Genomic DNA, 18247 nt, shown 5'->3' with positions numbered 1-18247 from the left:
ATCCACCATGCTGGCGCGGCGCAACAAAGATCCGCGCTCGGTCGTCTGCGCGTCGCACGCGCCTTCTACAATCCCCCGATGCTCGACGCACTCGCCACGCTGTGGCACGACATCGCGGACATCCCGCACCTGAAGACCTACCTCACCACCGCCTGGGTGGTGTACCTGCTGGTGCTGGCCGGCTGGATCATCCTGCAGAAGCGCGAGCCGGCGGCCACGCTCAGCTGGCTGCTGTCGCTGGCCGCCCTGCCCTACATCGGCTTCCTGATCTACTTCGCGCTGGGCCCGCAGAAGATCAAGCGCCAGCGCCTGCGCCGCCACCGCTCACGCGACGGCATGGACGCGCACGAGGCGATCTGCCCGCCCGACCAGCTGTGCACCGAGCTGGCCCTGCTCGGCCAGGCGGTGACCGGCCTGCCGCCCTCCTCGGCCACGCGCGCGGACCTGCTGGTCGATGGCGCGGCCACCTACGAGGCGCTGCTGGCGGCCATCGCCGCCGCCACCAACCACGTGCACCTGGAGTACTACATCTTCGAGCGCGACCGCACCGGCACGCGCGTGCGCGATGCGCTGATCGAGCGCGCCCGCGCCGGCGTGCGCGTACGCCTACTGCTCGACGCGGTCGGCGCCGGCAAGGCCAACCGGCGCTTTCTCAAGCCGCTGCTGGACGCCGGCGGCGAGCATTGCTGGTTCCACCCGACCCAGTTCAAGCCCTTCAGCCGGCCCTGGGTCAACCTGCGCACGCACCGCAAGATCGTAGTGATCGACGGCACGGTCGGCTTCGCCGGCGGCATCAACATCACCGACGAGGAGAACGACGCCCTGCGCCCCGACGCCTACCGCGACCTGCACCTGCGCGTGGAGGGCGAAGTCGTGCGCGGCCTGCAGCAGGTGTTCGTCGAGGACTGGATCTACGCCAGCGGCCAGGGCCGCGCCGACTTCGCCGGCACCGTGCTGTGGGCGCCGAAGGAAGACGCGCCACCGGGCGAGATTCCCGTGCAGGTGCTGACCTCCGGGCCGGACTCGGACTGGGAGGCCATCCACCGCCTGCAGGTCGGCGCGATCCACGACGCCGACGAGCGCGTCTGGCTGGTGACGCCCTACTTCGTGCCCGGCGAGGCGGCGATGATGGCGCTGACCTCGGCCGCGCTGGCCGGCCTGGACGTGCGCCTGCTGGTGCCCAAGCTCAGCGACTCGCGCTTCGTCACCTACGCCGCGCGCTCCTACTTCGACGAACTGCTGGCCGCCGGAGTCAAGGTCTACGAATACGGCCCGCGCATGCTGCACACCAAGGCCCTGCTGTGCGACGAGCGCCTGGCCGTGCTGGGCAGCGCCAACTTCGACCATCGCAGCTTCCGGCTGAACTTCGAGGTCGGCCTGCTGTTCCGCGACGAGGGCTTCGGCCGCCGCCTGGCCGCGCTGCTGGAAGGCGAGTTCGCCAGCGCCACGCCCGTGCACAACGCCCGCAACCGCTCGCTGTGGCGCAACCGCCTGCCTGAGGCCCTGGCCCGCCTGGCCTCGCCGCTGCTGTAGCGCGGCCGCAGCGCCCGCCGCGCGCACGGGACGGTAGAATCCAGGCCGTCCTCCCGGCCTGCGCGGTATCCCATGTACTGGCTCTTTCTGCTGCTTTCGCTGGGCGCGATGGGCGTGGCCCTGCGCACCACGTCGATGGCGCTGATGGTGGTGATGCTGCTGGCCGCGCTCGGCCTGCTGGTGGCCTGGGCACTGGGCTGGTACGCCGCCCGCGCCGGCAACGGCAGCGCCGATGGCCGCGGCATGATCGACCCGGTCGAACTGCACCGCCTGCGCGAGCAAGCCAAGGCGCGCAAGGCCGCCGAACACGCCCCCACCGCGGACCCGCGCAATGGCCCCTGAGCCGCATACCGCCCTAAGCGTCAACGTCAACAAGATCGCCGTGCTGCGCAACTCGCGCGGCGGCGAGGAGCCCGACGTGCTGCGCGCCGCGCGCACCTGCCTGTCGGCCGGCGCCCAGGGCATCACCGTGCATCCGCGCCCCGACCGGCGCCACATCACCGCCGAGGACGTCATCGCCCTGGCCGCGCTGACCGCGCAGTTCCAGGTCGAGTTCAACGTCGAGGGCAATCCCTTCGCACCCCCCAGGCCCGGCTATCCCGGCCTGGTCGCGCTGTGCGAACAGGTCCGTCCGGCCCAGGTCACCCTGGTGCCCGACGCCGACGGCCAGCTCACCTCCGACCACGGCTTCGATTTCGCCCGGGACGGTGCGCGCCTGGCGCCGCTGGTGGCCCAGTTCAAGGCACTCGGCTGCCGCGTCAGCCTGTTCGTCGACGCCGGCTGCCGCGAACTGGCGCAGGCCGCCGCGATGGGTGCCGACCGCATCGAGCTCTACACCGGCCCCTACGCCGAGGCCTGCGCCGCAGGCACGCCGCAGCCGGCGCTCGACGCCTTCGCCTCCACCGCCCGCGCCGCCCAGGCACTCGGCCTGGGCGTCAACGCCGGCCACGACCTGAGCCAGGACAACCTGGGCTTGTTCCTGGACACCGTGCCCCACGTGCAGGAAGTCTCCATCGGCCACGCCCTGATCTCCGAAGCCCTCTACGACGGCCTGGACACCACCGTGCGCCGCTACCTCGCCATCACCGGCGCCACCCCGTAGCCCTGACACCGCCAAGCACGCACGCGCCAATGGATCGAGGCTTCTTCGCGCCGAAGTCCCCTGACGTAACGCGCGCGGCAGCGGGCTGGCGGGCGGTGGCCGCAGACGAGCGAGGCAGGAAGCCGAGCGCCCGAGTCAGGGCAGGATGCCCTGACCGAGGGATAAGCGGCCGCCGCCCGCCGGACCGCTGCCCCCAACGAAGCCGGCACGCACCCGCGCCGTGATCATCGATCGCGAGAAGCGCCCGAGGTCGCACCGACCAGACACGCCGATCGTCGCGGCACAGCCGCCGCACGATGTCGAACAGACGAAGGAGAAATCCACGGAGCTCAGCAGCACGACAGCCTGCTGCACCAGCCGCCGCCTCCCACAAGGCGACGACTGGTGCAGCCCTTCCCCAACCCAAGGGGCGCGTCACGTGGATCGCAACTCCAGTAAATCCTGAGGCACGCGCCGCGACAAATTCCGAGCACGCATGAACTCCTGGCAAACCGCGCGACTCAGTCGAGCCTGACCATCCGCCTGCCGAACTTCTTCCCGTCCAGCACATCCGCCAGCGCCAGACGCATGCGATCGGGCGCAAGATCCGCGCTTTCGATCCGCTGCCGCGGGTTTCGCTGCACGCTTATCCATCACCTCGATGGGCCGGCGCCCTTCAGAACGCCGGCAGCACCGCGCCCTTGTACTTGGACTCGATGAAGGCGCGCACCTCCGGACTGGTCAGTGCCTTGGCGAGCTTCTGCACGCGCGGATCGTCCTTGGCGGCGGGCAGGCCGACCAGGAAATTGACGTAGGGCGAGTCTCGGCTTTCGATGGCCAGCGCATCGCGCGTGGGGTCTAGGCCCGCGTCCAGCGCGTAGTTGGTGTTGATCAGCGCCAGGTCCACCTGGTCCAGCACGCGCGGCAGCATCGCCGAATCCAGCTCGCGGAACTTGAGCTGCTTGGGGTTGGCCACGATGTCGCGCAGCGTGGACAGCGGATTGCCCGGATCCTTGAGTTTGATCACGCCGAACTTGTCCAGCAGGATCAGCGCCCGGCTGTTGTTGCTGGGGTCGTTGGGGATCACGACATCGGCGCCGTTGGGAAGCGCATCGAGCGACTTGAAGCGCCGCGAATAGGCGCCGAACGGCTCGATGTGCACACCGACGATGGTCTGCAGATCGGTGCCGCGATCCTTGTTGTAGGCGGCCAGATACGGCTCGGTTTGGAAGTAGTTCACGTCGATATGCCCCTGCACGACCTGATCGTTGGGCTGGACATAGTCGTTGAAGACCTTGATGTCCAGCGCCACGCCTTCCTTGGCCAGGATCGGCTTGACGACCTCCAGGATCTCCGCGTGCGGCACCGCCGTGGCGGCGACAGTGAGCGGCGCGCTGTGCGCATCACCGGTGGAGGGCGTGCCGTTGCCGCAGCCGGCCAGCGCCAGGGTGGTCAGCACGCCAAGAAGTCGCAGGAGGTTCATGGAGATTCCAGGGTTGAGGGGGAAGATCTCAGCGATGGTTGAAGCGCGCGGCCAGGCGCTCACCGGCGACCTGGACCAGCTGCACCATCGCCACCAGCAGCACGACGGTGACCACGGCCACGTCGGTGTGCGAGCGCAAATAGCCCTCGCGATAGGCCAGGTCGCCCAGACCGCCCGAGCCGATCGCACCGCCCATCGCGGTGAAGCCGATCAGCGCGATCGCGGTGACGGTGGCACCGGCGATCAGGCCCGGCAGCGCCTCGGGCAGCAGCACGCGCAGGATCAGCTGGCGCGTGGTCGCGCCCATGGCCTGGCTGGCCTCCAGCACGCCGCGGTCCACTTCGCTCAAGGCCGATTCCACCAGGCGCGCGTAGAACGGCGCGGCGCCCACCACCAGCGGCAGGATGGCGCCCTTGACGCCCAGCGACGTGCCGGCCACCCACAGCGTGATCGGGATCAGGCAGATCATCAGCAGGATGAAGGGCACCGAGCGCAGCACGTTGACCACGAAGGCGACGACGGCGTTGAGCACGGGCCGGGCGCCCGGCTGCTGGCGCCCGGTCAGGAACAGCACCAGCCCCAGCGGGATGCCCACAGCCAGCGTCAGCGGGAACGCGAGCCCGAGCATCACCAGCGTGTCCTTCAGCGCAATGGCGATCTCGCCCCACTTCTGCGCATCCAGATGCGAGAACCAGCCGGCCGGCAGCAGTCCGATCACGGCGTCACCGCCTGGGCGTGGACGCCCTGCTCGGCCAGCCGCTGCACGACCGCGTCGCTGAGCTGCGCGTCCACCGACAGCGTGACCTGGCCATACGGCAGGTGCTTGAGCGTATCGACGCGACCGGAGGTGATGAAGTACTCGGCGCCCAGCGCGCGCAGGGTCGCGCCCAGCACCGGGGAATGGACCTGCTCGCCCACCAGGGTCACCCGCAGCAACTGCTGCCCCTCGCCGGCGCGGATGCGCTCGACCCCGGCCGCATCGTCGTGCAGGAAGGTCCGCGTCGTCGGATGCTGCGGATGCAGGAACACCTCGCTGACCGCGCCCTGCTCCACCACGCGGCCGCCATCCAGCACGACGACGCGGTCGCAGATGCGGCGCACCACTTCCATCTCGTGGGTGATCAGCACGATGGTGAGCCCGAGCTCGCGATTGAGGTCGGACAGCAGGTCCAGCACCGAGGCGGTGGTCTGCGGATCCAGCGCACTGGTCGCCTCGTCGCACAGCAGGATCGAAGGGCCAGTCGCCAGCGCACGCGCGATGCCGACCCGCTGCTTCTGCCCGCCGGACAGCTGCGCCGGATACGCCGTGGCCTGCTGCTCCAGCCCGACCCGCGCCAGCAGTTCACGCACCCGCGCCTGGACCTGGGCCTGCGGCAGGCCCGACAGGCGCAGCGGAAACGCGACATTGCCCGCGGCGGTCTGCGCGCTGAGCAGGTTGAAGTGCTGGAAGATCATCCCGATCCGGCGCCGCAGCGCGATCAGCGCGGCCTTGGCCTTCGGGTCCACGGCCTGCCCTTCGACCCGCGCCGCGCCCGAGGTCGGCGTTTCCAGCCCGTTGATCAGGCGCAGCAGCGAAGACTTGCCCGCGCCCGAGTGGCCGATCACGCCCAGCACCTCGCCACGGTGGACTTCCAGATCGATGCCGCGCAGGGCGTGGATCTCGCGGCCGCCGCTGCGGTAGGACTTGCTGACGTGCTGGAAGGAAATCACGGGCTGCGCAGGCGAAAGGGCCGGCAAGTAGAAGGGCCAAATTTCATTCTGGCAAATGGTCCGTGGTGATGTGCTGATATCCCGGCGGCGCTCGACGCCCACGCATCGCATCGCGTCTCTTGCCGCACACCCGGCGGGAACAGATCCGACCGGACGCAACTTGCAGCCGCGCGCCGCACAAACGACGACGCCGCCCCTTGCGGAGCGGCGTCGAAGCGAACTGGCGAACAAAGCCGATCGATTACTGCTGCATGAAACCGATCTTCATCATCTGCGCGTTCTTGGCGGCGGCGAGCACCTGGGCCATCGTCTCGTACTGGGAGTCCGGGTTGGCGTCGATGCGCAGCTGCGGCTGGTTGGTCGGATCCTTCTGGACCTCGTTCTCCATCATGCTCTGCAACGCGCTCACGGCCACCGGATTGTTGTTCCAGTAGATCGTGTTGGACGCGTCGATCCGCAGGTCGATCGGCGGCGGCGGCTCTGTCGTCGGCGGCGGGGTCTGCGACCGCTGCGGCAGGGCGACGTCGATCGGGTAGGTCATGATCGGCGCGGTCACGATGAAGATGATCAACAGCACCAGCATGACGTCGATCAACGGCGTCACGTTGATCTCGGCCATCGCGCCCTTGCCACTTCCACTGCTAAAGGCCATGGATCAGCCCCCCTTCTTCGGCTTCGTGGAAACGAACCCGACGTCCAACATGCCCTGACCCTGCGCGATGCGGGTGATCTCGTTGATCGTGGACATCTTGGTGGTCTTGTCGCCACGCAGGTTGATCGACGGCTGCGGCGTCTGCTGGGCCGCCGAGGAGAAGCGCGACTCGAGCACATCCTTGGTGACCGGCTCGTCGTTCCAGTAGATCGAGCCGTCCTCGGTGACCGCGATGTTCACTGGCGGCGCACGCTTGGCCAGTTCGTCCGGGTTCGGCAGGAAGGTGGTCTCGGGCAACTGCACCTTGACCTTCTGCTGCATCAGCGGCGTGGTGATGATGAAGATGATCAGCAGCACCAGCATGACGTCCACCAGGGGCGTCACGTTGATGTCTACCATGGGGCCGCCACTGCCGCCCCCGCTACTGAATGCCATGTGGCCTCCGGATACCTGTCGGTAAGTTCGTGTCTAGGCCGGATCAGCGCACGCGGGCGCCGGTGGCGAAGAAGTCGTGCAGGTCGTGCGCGAACGTGTCGAACTTGGCGATGGTGGTCGCGTTGAGCTTGCTGAAGAAGTTGTAGGCGAACACGGCCGGGATCGCGACGAACAGACCGATGGCGGTCATGATCAGCGCCTCACCCACCGGGCCGGCCACCGCGTCGATGCCGGCGTTGCCGGTGGCGCCGATGCGGATCAGGGCGCCGTAGATGCCCCACACCGTACCCAGCAGACCCACGAACGGGGCGGTCGCGCCGACGGTCGCCAGCCAGATCATGCCGCTCTGGATCTTGGTGCTCTCGCGGGTGACGGCCTGGCGCAGGGCGCGGTCGACGAATTCCGAACGGCTCAGCGTCTCACCGGCACCGGTGGACTCGGCGCGCTGGTGGTGCGCGGCGGCCTGGGCGGCGTCCAGGGCGATCTTGGAGAACGGCTCGTTACGCGGCTGCTCTTCCATCACGCGGATCGCGTCCTGCGCGTTGGGGGTTTCCCAGAACGCGGTGGTCACGCGGTCGGCCTGCGAACGCAGACGCACGGCCTTGATGATGTTGACGATGGTCCAGTACCAGGAGCCGGCCGACATGAAGACCAGCGTCAGCAGCACCACCCACGACACCACGAAGGCGCCCGGGTTGGAGGTCATTTCGTGGATCAGGTGGGAGAAGCCCATCTGGTTCAGGGCAGCAGCGGCGTTGTTGCCCCCCGAAGCGGCGGCGATCAGAGTTTCCTGCAGCATGACGCTTACCTTTGTTGAAAATTGAATGGAGAGGTGGTGGTGACGCTAAATGGGTGAAACGGGTCCGGCTCAGCCGCCCATGCTGAAGTCGACCGGGACGCGGACGCGACCGGCCACCTTCTGGCCATTGGACTGGCCGGCGTTGAAGCGCCACTTGCGTGCTGCTTCCATCGCGGCGCGGTCGAGATCGCGGTTGCGACTGGACTTCTCGACCGAGACGTTGGTGACGTTGCCACTGGCATCGACATCAATGATCAGCACCACGGTGCCCTCGATGCCCGAACGTGCGGCCGACGGCGGGTAGCGCGGCGGATTCATGTTCTTGGACGAGATGTCCACGCTGGCGCCGATGTCAGGCGACGGGGCCGGCGGAGCGGGCGGGGCAGGCGGGGTGTAGGTATCCACCGGACGCGGATCGGGCACTTCCACGGGCGGGGCTTCCGGCGGCGGCGGGACCGGCGTCGGCTTGGGCGGGGACAGCTCCTTGACCGGCGGCGGCGGCGTGTCCTGCTTCGGCGGCGGCGGCGGCGGAGGGGGCGGCGGCGGCGGCGGATCGACGATCTGCACCAGCATCTTCTGCTCCTCCTCCTTCTGGGCCGGCGGTGCGACGGCGGGAATCAGCAGCAGCAGGAAGACCGCGACATGCAGGGCGATGACGAAGGCATAGCCGATGATGCGCGACCAGTTCAGACCGGAGTCTTCTTCCTGATCCTTGTAACGGTTGATGACAAGTTGTTCAGCCATGCGCCAGTGGACTCGATGGAAACGGGGTGTGCGCCGCGACGCACACCGATGTCGGTTCGTAGGATTCCACCGCGAGAAAACGCAGGGGAATCGTGAGCTTAACCCAATCCTTCACCGCTTTCATAGCAGTTATCCACTGCTTTGTAAGCGCTTCCAAGCGATCACTTGGAGCCGATGATCGCCTTCGCGTCCTGCGGTTTTTTGACCCCCTTGTCCAGCGCCGACTGAGCGGCCTTCTTGGCCTCGGCGGGACGATTCTCCTGCATCAGGACACGCGCGAGATTGAGATACGTCTCGCCGGTGGTGTCCAGAGGTGCCGCCTTCTGCCAGGCGTCGATAGCCTGAGCGATCTGGGGCGGTTCCGAATAGTAGTACGACTGGGCCAGGATCTGATACACCTCGAGGTTCGGCTTGAGGATGCCCTTGGCCAGGCCGTCGTTGATGACCTCGATCGTGTCCTTCTCGTGCTTGTCCATGTTGGAGAAGGTCGCGTACAGCTGGCGGTATTCCTTGTCCGTGGTCAGCTGGCCGGAGGCGCGCAGCTTGTTGAGGATCTCGGCGGCCTTTTCCGGCTGGTCGTTCTGCGAGTAGACCACCGCCAGGTTCATCTGCGCGGTCTTGTCGTTGGGCGCCTTGGCGGCCATGTCCTGGGCGAGCTTGAGCGCCTCGCCGGACTGGTTGCTGGCCTCGTAGCTGGCCATCAGCACCTGGCTCCACTGCGGCTTGGGATCCGACGAGGTGGCGATGGCCTGCTTGAGCGGCTCGATCGCCTCGGCGTAGCGCTCGGCCTGGTACAGGGCCTGACCCTTGAGCGCCAGGTCCTCGGGCTTCTTGGACTTGGTTTCGGCCAGGTACTTGTCCAGCGTGGCCAGGCCGTCGGCGTACTGCTCGTCCTGCAGCTGCAGCTGGGCCAGCATGAACATGGCCTGGTAGTGGCCGTTGTTGTCCAGCGCGTTGAGGTCGATGGCCTGCTTGAGATAAGCCTTGGCGGCGGCCTCGTCGTCGGTGCTGTAGGCGGCCTGCGAGGCGATCTGCGCGGCCAGGGCCTTGTCGTAGTCGTTGGAATCGGGGCTGGCGATCAGCGCATCGGCGTCGGCGCGCGCCTTGGCCCAGTCCTGATCGTTGTAGGCCTTGATCATCTTCTCGGCCATCGGGCCGCCCTTGCGCGAATTCTTGCCTTCCGGCGCGACGCGGGTCGCATCCGGATAGAGCACCTGCTGCTTGGCGTCGTCGCCCTTGTTGCGGCCGGCGCGCTCACGCGTCTGCTGGGCCGAGGCTTCGACGGACACCGTGCCGGCCAGCAGGCCGATGACGGCCAGGGACAGCAGGGCACGCTTGGGGGTGCGCAACAACATGGATCACCTCGTGTGGATCGGTCTTGCGTGAGTGCGGGGGGCTGAACAGCAGGCCAACAAGTGACCGGGTCGGCGAAACTAGCAGAATCGCCAGCGCAATGTGTGCGGATTTCGTTGTGCCGGGCCTACAAATGGCCGGTTTCGCTGTTCAACCGCAGCGGGGCTTGCGGCCGGCGGCGCGCGCGGCCTCGTAATCGGGCACCAGCGTGTCGGCGCGCGTGGACAGTTCGCGGATGCGCGACTGCGGATCGGGATGGGTGGAGAGCCACTGCGGCGGGCGGGCGCCGCCGGCGGAGAGCATGTTCTGCCACAGGTTCACCGCCTGGCGCGGGTCGAAGCCGGCCTGCGCCATCAGCCGCTGGCCGACCACGTCGGCCTCGCTCTCCTGGCGGCGCGAGTTGGGCAGCAGGAAGCCGGCGTTGGCCGCCATGCCGCCGCCTTCGGTCACCAGCTGGCCGTAGTCGCCGGCCAGCGCGCCGAGGATGGCCAGCGCCTGCGAGGTGCGGACCTGGTTGGTGATGCGCTCGTCGAAGTGATGTTCCACGACGTGGCCGATCTCGTGGCCGATCACCGCCGCCAGCTGGTCCTGGTTCTTGGCCACCGTGAAGATGCCGCTGTTGACGCCGACCTTGCCACCGGGCAGGGCGAAGGCGTTGGGCTCCTTGTCCTCGAACACCGCCGTTTCCCAGGCGATGCCGCGCTCGCTGGCCGGAAGCTGGGCGACCAGGGCGTTGACCACGCAGCGCACGTAGGCGATCTGCTTGGGGTCCTTACTCAGCGGCTGCTTCTGCTTGGCCTCGGCGAAGGCCTGGGCGCCGAGCTGGTCCAGCTGGGCCTGGGAGACGGCGCCGACGTTCTGGCGGCGGCCGGTCGAGGAGGTCGTGGTGGCGCAGGCCGCCAGCAGCGCGGCCATCAGACCGGCACAGAGCGGGGCGAGCAGGGCGCGGGGACGGTGGGTCATGGGGCGGGAGTCTTGCCGGCGCCCGGTGACGCCCTTGTCAAGCGCGGACACGCTCAGGCATCGATGCCGAACAGCAGCAGCATGCCGATGGCGAAGGCGTTGTTGAGCGCGTGCGCCAGCACCGCCGCCCACAGCGAGCCGGTGCGCCGGTAGACCCAGGCGAACGCGATGCCCATGCCGGTGTAGACCAGCCACAGCGGCGCGGCGGCGATCAGCGGCTTGCCGCCCAGGATCGGCGGCTCATGCATCAGGGCGAAGAGCACGCCGCTGAGCACCATGCCCAGGCGCGGCCAGCCATCGCGCCACAGGCGCCGGAACAGCACCCGCCGGAACAGCACTTCCTCGTACAGCGGCGCCAGCACCACCGCGAACAGCACCAGCAGCAGCGGATGGCGGCCCACGGTGCCGCGCACCAGCTCCAGATTGCTCGGCTGCAGGGTCTCCTGGAAGGCGGCGGCGAGCTGGGCCCCGACGATGCTGCAGGTGATCGTGGCCGCGGCGGTGAACAGCACCAGCAGCCAGGTCGGGACCCGGCGCAGGGCGGCGGCGGCGGCCTGGCGCTCGCCCTTGCGCGCCGGGGCGCGCCAGGCCATCGCCAGCAGCGCCGTGCCGCCGACGGACAGCACGCTCATGGCCATCACCGCCAGCGGGCCGGGCCGGCCGATGGCCTGCATCATCGCCGCCGCATCGGCCGGCGCCGTGCCGTGGATGGCCAGCATCAGCCCGCGCCACAAGCCCCAGGCGACCGCGCCCACCAGCGAGAGCAGGGCGAACAGCACGCCCATGATCAGCACTTCCAGCCCGAACCGGCGCAGCGCCAACGCCAGGGGCAGGGGAGCCGGGACCGCCGCCGCGGGCAGCGGCGGTGGGGCGCCGGGCAGGGCGGGCGCCTCCGTGCGCGCGTTCGTCACGGCGTCAGATGTCGAGATTGGTGACCTTGAGGGCGTTGGCGTCGATGAACTCGCGCCGCGGCTCGACCACATCGCCCATCAGCGTGCTGAAGATCTCGTCGGCGGCGACCGCGTCCTCGATCCGCACCTGCAGCATGCGGCGCGTGTCCGGATTCACCGTGGTATCCCACAGCTGCTCGGGGTTCATTTCGCCCAGGCCCTTGAAGCGCTGGATCTGGCGGCCCTTCTTGGCTTCCTCCAGCAGCCAGGCCTGGGCCTGGGCGAAGCTGGAGACTTCCTGGCTGCGGGTGCCGCGCTGGATCTGCGCGCCTTCGCGCACCAGGCCGTACAGCTGGGCTGCGACATCGCGCACCGCGCGCAGTTCACCGGTCTCGAACGAAGACAGCGGCAGCACCTGGGTCAGCTCTTCGCCCATGTGGCGGCGGTGCGAGAGCAGGGCCGCAGGACGCTGGTCGTTGGCCGGCTGCAGCTCCAGAGTGTAACGAGGACTACCGATGCTGCTGCTGTTGAGGGCCGCTTCCAGCTTGCCCAGTTCGCTGCGCAGGGCATCGTCGGCCAAGCCGACCAGCGCATCGACCGGCGCGGCGTCGATCAGCGCTTCCAGCAGCGTGGTGTCGAAGCGATGGGCGTTGCGGCCGATCGCCTCACGCGCGTTGGCATAGAGGATCAACAGCCGCTCCAGCACTTCGCCGGAGATCGGCGGCTCGCCGGTGGCCGGAATCAACGAGGCGCCCTCGACCGCGCTGTTGGCGAGGTAGGCGTTGAGCGCCGCGTCGTCCTTCAGGTACAGCTCCTGCTTGCCCTGCTTGAGCTTGTACAGCGGCGGCAGGCCGATGTAGACGTGGCCGCGCTCGATCAGCTCGGGCATCTGCCGGTAAAAGAAGGTCAGCAGCAGGGTGCGGATGTGCGCGCCGTCCACGTCCGCGTCGGTCATGATGATGATGCGGTGGTAGCGCAGCTTGTCCGGGTTGTACTCGTCCTTGCCGATGCCGGTGCCCAGCGCGGTGATCAGCGTGCCGACCTGATCGGAGGAGAGCATGCGGTCGAAGCGCGCGCGCTCGACGTTGAGGATCTTGCCGCGCAGCGGCAGCACCGCCTGGTTCTTGCGGTTGCGGCCCTGCTTGGCCGAGCCGCCGGCCGAGTCGCCCTCGACGATGAACAGCTCGGACAGCGCCGGATCCTTCTCCTGGCAGTCGGCCAGCTTGCCGGGCAGGCCGGCGATGTCCAGCGCGCCCTTGCGGCGGGTCAGGTCGCGCGCCTTGCGCGCGGCCTCGCGGGCGCGGGCGGCATCGACGATCTTGCCGGCGATGGCCTTGGCCTCGTTCGGGTTCTCCTGCAGGAACTCCTCCAGGCGCGCGCCGAAGGCGTTCTCGACCGCCGGGCGCACGTCCGAGCTGACCAGCTTTTCCTTGGTCTGGCTGGAGAAGCTGGGGTCGGGCACCTTCACCGACAGCACCGCGATCATGCCTTCGCGCATGTCATCGCCGGTCAGGTTGATCTTGGCCTGCTTGGCGATGCCGTTCTGCTCGATGTAGGTGTTGAGCACGCGGGTCAGCGCGCCGCGGAAGCCGGCCAGGTGGGTGCCGCCGTCCTTCTGCGGGATGTTGTTGGTGAAGCAGTACATCGTCTCCTGGTAGGAGTCGGTCCACTGCAGCGCCACCTCCACGGTGATGCCGTTGTGCTCGCCGGTCACCGAGATCACGTTGGGGTGCAGCGGGGTCTTCAGCTGGGCCAGGTGCTCGACGAAGCTGCGGATGCCGCCCTCGTAGTGGAAATCGTCGCGGCGGCCCTCGCCGCGCTCGTCGGCGAGCACGATCTTGACGCCGGAATTGAGGAAGGACAACTCGCGCAGGCGCCGGGCCAGGATGTCGTAGTGGAATTCCACGTTGTTGTGAAAGGCCACGACCGAGGGCCAGAAGCGCACGGTGGTGCCGCGCTTGGTGGTCTCGCCCAGCTGCTGCAGCGGGGCCACCGCCGCGCCGTTGCTGAATTCCTGCTGGTAGTGGGCGCCGTTCTGGAACACGTCCAGCAGCAGCTTTTCCGACAGCGCGTTGACCACGCTGACGCCCACGCCGTGCAGGCCGCCGGAGACCTTGTAGCTGTTGTCGTCGAACTTGCCGCCGGCGTGCAGCACGGTCATCACCACCTCGGCGGCGGAGACCTCGCGGCCCAGCTTGGCGCTCATCTGCGCGTGCTTGCCGACCGGGATGCCGCGGCCGTTGTCGGACACCGACACCGAGCCGTCGGCGTGGATGGTCACGGCCACATGGTCGGCGTGGCCGGCCAAGGCCTCGTCGATGGAGTTGTCGACGACCTCGAAGACCATGTGGTGCAGGCCGGTGCCGTCGTGTACGTCGCCGATGTACATGCCGGGGCGCTTGCGCACGGCCTCCAGGCCTTCCAGGGCCGTGATGCTGTTGGCGTCGTAGTTGCCGTTCTGGCCGGGAGTGGTCGGCGGGTTCTGCTCGGTCATTCGCGTATCGATTGCCTGCACGGCCGGTCCGCCACGCGGCATGCGCAGGCGCGACCGGCACTGGGAAAGGACGCGAATTATAGCATTGGCCGGGGTTGGCCCCCTGATGGCCCCTGTCCTAGCGAGGCGCCACCGCGCCGTGTTCCACGTGGAACCAGGCCCCGGGCGTGCGGTCTCCAAGCCCGGCAGGCGGCTCGGTCCCGGTCAGGAAGATCTGGGCGCCGCTGCCGAGCAGGCGGTCCAGCACGCGCTGCTGGTGCCGGCGGTCGAGCTCCGAGGCGAGGTCGTCCAGCGCGATCACCGGCCATTCCCCGCGCTGGACGGCGTAGTCCTGCGCCTGGGCCAGCAGACAGGACAGGGCGGTGAGCTTGGCCTGGCCGCGCGACAGGGTCTCGCGCTGGGGCAGGGCGGCGTAGTCGATGCGCCAGTCGGCGCGATGCGGCCCCACGCCGGTATGGCCGAACTGCCGGTCGCGATCGCGCGTCACCAACAGCGCGTCGGCCAACGACAGCTCCTGGCGCTTCCAGCCCGGCGCAAAAGCCAGCTGCGCGCGCCCCAGCATGGGCACCAGCGCGTCCGCGGCCTCCGAGAGCTGCGTCTGCAGGCGGTCGAGGTAGGCCAGACGATGTGCGGTGACCGCTTCCCCGGCATCGGCCAGCTCCGCATCCCAGGCGTCCAGCTGTGCCAGGCTGCCGCCGGACTTCAGCAGGGCGTTGCGCTGCTTGAGGGCGCGGTTGTAGCGCCGCCAAGTCGGCAGAAAGTCCTGTTCCACGTGGAACAGCCCCCAATCCAGGAAGCGCCGGCGCGGCTCGCCGCTGCCGGTCACCAGCGCGTGACTGCCCGGTTCGAAGCTCACCACGGCCAGTGCAGCGCACAGATCGCCGAGCTGGGCGACGTTGTTACCGTCCAGGCGTCCCTGCCACTCCTGACCGCTGTGGCGCAGGCCGGCCTTGCGCAGCCGCTCCTGGGCGGCTTCGGTCCATTCGACGAAGACTTCGACCGCGTCGCTGCCGGTCCGGATCAGTCCGTCGCGGACGCGTCCACGGAAGCTGCGCCCCCAGGCCATCAGGTGCAGGGCTTCGAGCAGGCTGGTCTTGCCGGCGCCGTTGTCGCCGGTGATGAGGTTCAGGCCTTGGGCAGGCGTCAGCTCGACCCGTTCGAACCGGCGTAACCCGCCCACGACCAGTCGCGTCACGTCCAAGGTCGAACGCTCCCAAACGGCGACGCCCGGAAAACTCCGGGCGTCGCGTCGTGTTTCACGTGGAACAGCACTGGGGTCAGAGGCGCAGCGGCATGACGACGTGGCGCGAACGCTGGCTGCCCGCCTCACGCACCAGCGCCGAGGAATTCGCATCCCGCAGCTGGATCACGATGTGCTCGTCGCGCAGGGCGGACAGGGCATCGAGCAGGTAGTTGACGTTGAAGCCGATCGCCAGCGACTCGACCTTGGTGTCGGCCTCGATCTCTTCCTGCGCCTCTTCCTGCTCAGGATTGTGCGCGCTGACCTTGAGCTGGCCCGGCGAGAGCTCCACGCGGACGCCGCGGTACTTCTCGTTGGACAGGATCGCGGCGCGCTGCAGGGCGGCGCGCAGGACCTCGCGGTCCAGCTTGACCTCGATATCGGCGCCGATCGGGATCACCGCCTCGTAGTCGGGGAAGCGGCCGTCGATCAGCTTGGAGGTGAAGGTGACATCGTCGCGCTTGACGCGGATGTGGCTGCGGCCGACTTCCAGCTCCAGCACGCGGTCGCCGCCTTCCAGCAGGCGCTGCAGCTCGGTCACGCCCTTGCGCGGGACGATGATCTGGCGCTTGGTCAGGCTACCGCCGGTTTCCAGGCCGGATTCGCACAGCGCCAGGCGGTGGCCGTCGGTGGCCACGCAGCGCAGCGAGGTGTCGCGCAGGTCGAACAGCAGGCCATTGAGGTAGTAGCGCACATCCTGCTGCGCCATGGCGAACGCGGTGCGCTCGATCAGCTCCTTCAGCGCCGCTTCCGGCACGGTGACGCGCTCGGTGGCCTCGACCTCGTCGACCGACGGGAAATCGTTGGCCGGCAGCGTGGCCAGGGTGAAGCGGCTGCGCCCCGCAGCCACGCTGACCTTGTCGCCGGTCTGGCTGACGGTGATGCGGCTGCCATCGGGCAGGGCGCGCACGATTTCGAACAGCTTGCGTGCCGGGATCGTGGTCTCACCGTCCTGGGCGTCCTCGACCGCGCTGCGCGCAATCATTTCGACTTCCAGATCGGTGCCGGTCAGCGAGAGCTGACCGTTGTTCACCTGCACCAGGAAATTGGCCAGCACGGGCAGGGTCTGGCGACGCTCCACCACATTGACCACTTGCGCCAGGGGTTTGAGGAAAGCTTCTCGCTGCAGGCTGAAACGCATCGTGGGTGTCCCGGTGCTCTAGGTTTTTAGAAGTGTATAAATCTTAAAAGCTGATGGTGATGGTTGCCGCGGATTTCCGGGAAAACCGATCTAACCAATTGATCAGCCTCGTTTTTATTCGCTTGAAACCCGGTGGATGGCGTGTCGGTTTGCTGCGGGAAAAACTGTGGACAACTTTCATCGTCAAATCGATCCACGCCTTATCCACAGCTTCGACCCCCTACCGCCCACCGGATGTTCCATGAATGCGGCGACCCGCACAGCATAGCCACCGCGGGGCCCGCCCGCTCACTCGCTGAGCTTGCGGATCAACTTGTCCCAGTCTTCCTTGAGCTTGCCGTCGGACTCCATCAGCGTGCGGATCTGCCGGCAGGCGTGCAGCACGGTGGTGTGGTCGCGTCCGGCGAAGGCGTCGCCGATCTCGGGCAGGCTGTGTTCGGTCAGCTCCTTGGTCAGGGCCATGGCCACCTGGCGCGGGCGCGCCAGCGAGCGGGTGCGGCGCTTGGACAGCAGATCCTTGATCTGCAGGCCGTAGTAGTCGGCCACGGTCTTCTGGATGTTGGGGATGCCGATGGCCTGCTGCTGGGCGCGCAGCAGGTCGCGCAGGGTCTCCTGGGCGAACTCCGGCGTGATCGCCCGGCCCAGGAAGTTGGCGCGCGCGGCCAGCGTGTTGAGCGCGCCTTCCAGGTCGCGCACGTTGGAGCGCATCTTCTTGGCCAGCAGGAAGGCCACATCGTCGGGGATGTGGGTGCCGCGCTCGGCCGCCTTGGACAGCACGATGGCCGCGCGGGTCTCGAAGTCGGGCGGGTCGATGGCCACCGACAGGCCCCAGGCCAGGCGCGACTTCAGCCGCGGCTCCAGGCCCTCCACCTCGCGCGGGTAGCGGTCGCAGGTCAGGATGATCTGCTGGCGGCCGTCGAACAGCGCGTTGAAGGTGTGGAAGAACTCTTCCTGGGTGCGGTCCTTGCCGGCGAAGAACTGGATGTCGTCGATCAGCAGCGCGTCGACCTGCTGGAAGCGGCGCTTGAACTGATCCATGGTCCGCTCGATCAGCGCCTTGGTCATGGCGCTGAAGAACTGCTCCGAGCGCAGGTACAGCACACGCGCGGCCGGATTCTGCCGGCGCATCTCGTTGCCGGCCGCGAACATCAGATGCGTCTTGCCCAGGCCGGTGCCGCCGTACAGCAGCAGCGGGTTGTGGGCGCGATCGCCAGGCTTCTGCGCGGCCTGCCAGGCAGCGGCGCGGCCGAGCTGGTTGCTGCGCCCTTCGACGAAGTTGTCGAAGGTGTAGTGCGTATCGAGGTTGCCGGCGAAGGGCTCGACCGGCGCGGTGGCCGCGGTGGTCAGCGAGGCGCTCGCGCCGTTGCCCGAGGCGGCGGCCGGCTCGGCCGCCTTGGCCCGCGAGCCCACCGCCAGCGAGACCTGGTCGAAGCCGGCGTAATGGTCGATCAGCTCACGGATGCGCGGCAGGTAGCGCTCGCGCACCTGGTCGACGATGAAGGCGTTGGGCGCATACAGCACGACCGCGTCGGGACGCTGTTCGGCCTGCAGCGGCTTGAGCCAGGTGTGGACATCTTCGGCCGGCAGTTCGGCTTCCAGGCGTTCTAGGCAGCGGGGCCAGGCATCCATCTTTAAGAGATCGGTCATCCAGCGCCGGGCCAGCTCGCGCAGCCCGACGGCACGTGGAAAAGAGGGTCGGGCAGGGTACCACGTCGTCCGCTTTGCCCAC

Annotated in this window: 19 protein-coding genes; 3 read left to right on the top strand and 16 right to left on the bottom strand. The window is 68.3% G+C overall.

The annotated features are described in order from the left end of the window. The first annotated feature begins 78 nt into the window (after nt 1-78). From cls to MWN52_RS00085, 3 genes are all read left to right on the top strand, one after another. Nucleotides 79-1533, top strand: coding sequence for a cardiolipin synthase (gene cls / locus MWN52_RS00095; RefSeq protein ID WP_286575960.1), 1455 nt, complete (start codon nt 79-81; stop codon nt 1531-1533). 72 nt (nt 1534-1605) lie between these two features. Beyond that, entirely contained in the window at nt 1606-1875 is a 270-nt protein-coding gene (locus MWN52_RS00090; protein WP_286575959.1) for a hypothetical protein, read from the top strand. Beyond that, a complete protein-coding gene (locus MWN52_RS00085; RefSeq protein ID WP_286575958.1) occupies nt 1865-2635 on the top strand; it encodes a pyridoxine 5'-phosphate synthase in 771 nt (256 codons plus the stop codon). The genes MWN52_RS00090 and MWN52_RS00085 overlap by 11 nt, the downstream gene beginning before the upstream one ends. Before the next feature lie 135 nt (nt 2636-2770). Here MWN52_RS00085 and MWN52_RS00080 read toward each other — a convergent pair whose 3' ends face one another. The 16 genes from MWN52_RS00080 to dnaA all read right to left on the bottom strand — a co-directional run bounded on the left by MWN52_RS00080 (nt 2771) and on the right by dnaA (nt 18147). Further along, nucleotides 2771-2989 carry a hypothetical protein gene (locus MWN52_RS00080; protein ID WP_286575957.1) on the bottom strand — a complete coding sequence of 73 codons (219 nt, stop codon included), beginning with the start codon at nt 2987-2989 and terminating at the stop codon, nt 2771-2773. A gap of 146 nt (nt 2990-3135) precedes the next feature. Next, a complete protein-coding gene (locus MWN52_RS00075) occupies nt 3136-3258 on the bottom strand; it encodes a hypothetical protein (RefSeq protein ID WP_286575956.1) in 123 nt (40 codons plus the stop codon). Between the two features lie 32 nt (nt 3259-3290). Further along, complete coding sequence (locus tag MWN52_RS00070; RefSeq protein WP_286575955.1) at nt 3291-4097, bottom strand: MetQ/NlpA family ABC transporter substrate-binding protein; 807 nt, start codon at nt 4095-4097, stop codon at nt 3291-3293. Nucleotides 4098-4125: 28 nt separating this feature from the next. Further along, nucleotides 4126-4812: a methionine ABC transporter permease gene (locus tag MWN52_RS00065; protein WP_425478583.1), complete on the bottom strand. Its 687-nt coding sequence runs from the start codon at nt 4810-4812 to the stop codon at nt 4126-4128. Next, nucleotides 4812-5807 (bottom strand): methionine ABC transporter ATP-binding protein, encoded by a 996-nt coding sequence (locus MWN52_RS00060; protein WP_425608059.1) that lies wholly within the window; start codon nt 5805-5807, stop codon nt 4812-4814. Before MWN52_RS00060 ends, MWN52_RS00065 begins: the two co-directional genes overlap by 1 nt. Before the next feature lie 241 nt (nt 5808-6048). Then, entirely contained in the window at nt 6049-6459 is a 411-nt protein-coding gene (locus tag MWN52_RS00055) for an ExbD/TolR family protein (protein WP_130520376.1), read from the bottom strand. A gap of 3 nt (nt 6460-6462) precedes the next feature. Further along, entirely contained in the window at nt 6463-6894 is a 432-nt protein-coding gene (locus MWN52_RS00050) for an ExbD/TolR family protein (protein ID WP_130520374.1), read from the bottom strand. 43 nt (nt 6895-6937) lie between these two features. Then, entirely contained in the window at nt 6938-7693 is a 756-nt protein-coding gene (gene exbB, locus MWN52_RS00045) for a TonB-system energizer ExbB (protein WP_130524139.1), read from the bottom strand. Nucleotides 7694-7762: 69 nt separating this feature from the next. Then, nucleotides 7763-8437 (bottom strand): energy transducer TonB, encoded by a 675-nt coding sequence (locus MWN52_RS00040; RefSeq protein ID WP_130520369.1) that lies wholly within the window; start codon nt 8435-8437, stop codon nt 7763-7765. 161 nt (nt 8438-8598) lie between these two features. Beyond that, a complete protein-coding gene (locus MWN52_RS00035) occupies nt 8599-9792 on the bottom strand; it encodes a heme biosynthesis protein HemY (RefSeq protein ID WP_130520367.1) in 1194 nt (397 codons plus the stop codon). 148 nt (nt 9793-9940) lie between these two features. After that, nucleotides 9941-10732: a M48 family metallopeptidase gene (locus tag MWN52_RS00030; RefSeq protein WP_286577807.1), complete on the bottom strand. Its 792-nt coding sequence runs from the start codon at nt 10730-10732 to the stop codon at nt 9941-9943. A 74-nt stretch (nt 10733-10806) separates the two neighbouring features. After that, the gene (locus MWN52_RS00025; protein ID WP_286575953.1) at nt 10807-11664 is read right to left on the bottom strand and encodes a CPBP family intramembrane glutamic endopeptidase; all 858 of its coding nucleotides are present in this window, start codon (nt 11662-11664) and stop codon (nt 10807-10809) included. Nucleotides 11665-11668: 4 nt separating this feature from the next. Then, entirely contained in the window at nt 11669-14137 is a 2469-nt protein-coding gene (gene gyrB, locus MWN52_RS00020; protein ID WP_130561321.1) for a DNA topoisomerase (ATP-hydrolyzing) subunit B, read from the bottom strand. A 118-nt stretch (nt 14138-14255) separates the two neighbouring features. Then, the gene (recF, locus tag MWN52_RS00015; RefSeq protein WP_286575952.1) at nt 14256-15338 is read right to left on the bottom strand and encodes a DNA replication/repair protein RecF; all 1083 of its coding nucleotides are present in this window, start codon (nt 15336-15338) and stop codon (nt 14256-14258) included. Nucleotides 15339-15414: 76 nt separating this feature from the next. Beyond that, nucleotides 15415-16518, bottom strand: a complete 1104-nt coding sequence (gene dnaN, locus MWN52_RS00010; RefSeq protein WP_130520359.1) for a DNA polymerase III subunit beta — start codon at nt 16516-16518, stop codon at nt 15415-15417. A 288-nt stretch (nt 16519-16806) separates the two neighbouring features. Next, nucleotides 16807-18147 (bottom strand): chromosomal replication initiator protein DnaA, encoded by a 1341-nt coding sequence (gene dnaA / locus MWN52_RS00005; protein WP_130520358.1) that lies wholly within the window; start codon nt 18145-18147, stop codon nt 16807-16809. Nucleotides 18148-18247: the final 100 nt, after the last annotated feature.

The organism is Pseudoxanthomonas winnipegensis, from assembly GCF_030322905.1.
Classification (GTDB): Bacteria; Pseudomonadota; Gammaproteobacteria; order Xanthomonadales; family Xanthomonadaceae; genus Pseudoxanthomonas_A; species Pseudoxanthomonas_A winnipegensis.
The sequence above is the reverse complement of the archived record's forward strand: the minus strand, read 5'-3'. Positions and strand labels throughout refer to the sequence as shown.

Excerpts from the sequence above, each read along its gene's own strand:
- cls (WP_286575960.1), top strand. The coding sequence starts at position 79 with ATGCTCGACGCACTCGCCACGCTGTGGCACGACATCGCGGACATCCCG.
- MWN52_RS00090 (WP_286575959.1), top strand. The coding sequence starts at position 1,606 with ATGTACTGGCTCTTTCTGCTGCTTTCGCTGGGCGCGATGGGCGTGGCC.
- MWN52_RS00085 (WP_286575958.1), top strand. The coding sequence starts at position 1,865 with ATGGCCCCTGAGCCGCATACCGCCCTAAGCGTCAACGTCAACAAGATC.
- MWN52_RS00070 (WP_286575955.1), bottom strand. The coding sequence starts at position 4,097 with ATGAACCTCCTGCGACTTCTTGGCGTGCTGACCACCCTGGCGCTGGCC.
- MWN52_RS00055 (WP_130520376.1), bottom strand. The coding sequence starts at position 6,459 with ATGGCCTTTAGCAGTGGAAGTGGCAAGGGCGCGATGGCCGAGATCAAC.
- MWN52_RS00050 (WP_130520374.1), bottom strand. The coding sequence starts at position 6,894 with ATGGCATTCAGTAGCGGGGGCGGCAGTGGCGGCCCCATGGTAGACATC.
- exbB (WP_130524139.1), bottom strand. The coding sequence starts at position 7,693 with ATGCTGCAGGAAACTCTGATCGCCGCCGCTTCGGGGGGCAACAACGCC.
- MWN52_RS00040 (WP_130520369.1), bottom strand. The coding sequence starts at position 8,437 with ATGGCTGAACAACTTGTCATCAACCGTTACAAGGATCAGGAAGAAGAC.
- MWN52_RS00035 (WP_130520367.1), bottom strand. The coding sequence starts at position 9,792 with ATGTTGTTGCGCACCCCCAAGCGTGCCCTGCTGTCCCTGGCCGTCATC.
- gyrB (WP_130561321.1), bottom strand. The coding sequence starts at position 14,137 with ATGACCGAGCAGAACCCGCCGACCACTCCCGGCCAGAACGGCAACTAC.
- dnaN (WP_130520359.1), bottom strand. The coding sequence starts at position 16,518 with ATGCGTTTCAGCCTGCAGCGAGAAGCTTTCCTCAAACCCCTGGCGCAA.
- dnaA (WP_130520358.1), bottom strand. The coding sequence starts at position 18,147 with ATGGATGCCTGGCCCCGCTGCCTAGAACGCCTGGAAGCCGAACTGCCG.